Origin of the sequence: Streptomyces sp. WAC06614 (genome assembly GCF_003949795.1) — a bacterium.
Classification (GTDB): Bacteria; Actinomycetota; Actinomycetes; order Streptomycetales; family Streptomycetaceae; genus Streptomyces.
Map to the genome: position 1 here is coordinate 1 of NZ_RPRY01000794.1, position 421 is coordinate 421.

Below are 421 nucleotides of genomic sequence, written 5' to 3' on the forward strand. Positions count from 1 at the left end.
GGCCTCGAACCGGGGCACCCCGGCCGCGAGCAGGGCGTCGTACTCGGTGTCCAGGTGGCGCACGGCCGCCCGGACCGCGACCGACACGGCGTACGGGTCCAGGGCCCGCCCGGCCGCCGTACGCCCCACCCGGCCACTGCCGCGCAGCGAGGCGTGCGCGGCGATGGCCAGGGCCCGGCCGGGCGGGCACCCGGGGAAGAGCCGCCGTATCTCGGCGGCGAACGCCGCCGTGAACCGGGTGTCCTCCGCCGCCCGCCGCCGCCGCGCCCGGTCCCGGTCCCGGGCCCGTACGACGGCGTCGGCGCGGCAGCTCCGCTCGGCGTGCGCCAGGGCCTGCTGCTCGACCAGCAGGCCCTGCCGCTCGTAGCGACGGCGCCGCTTGTTGAACCGCACCACCACGGCGGAGAGCGAACTCCCCGTG

The 421-nt window shown here is 79.3% G+C and carries 1 protein-coding gene; it reads right to left on the reverse strand.

What is annotated here, in order from left to right; translation table 11 throughout:
* Window positions 1-421: DUF2293 domain-containing protein (locus tag EF918_RS36540; RefSeq protein WP_125653046.1), on the reverse strand; the 421-nt coding region annotated here is incomplete at both ends.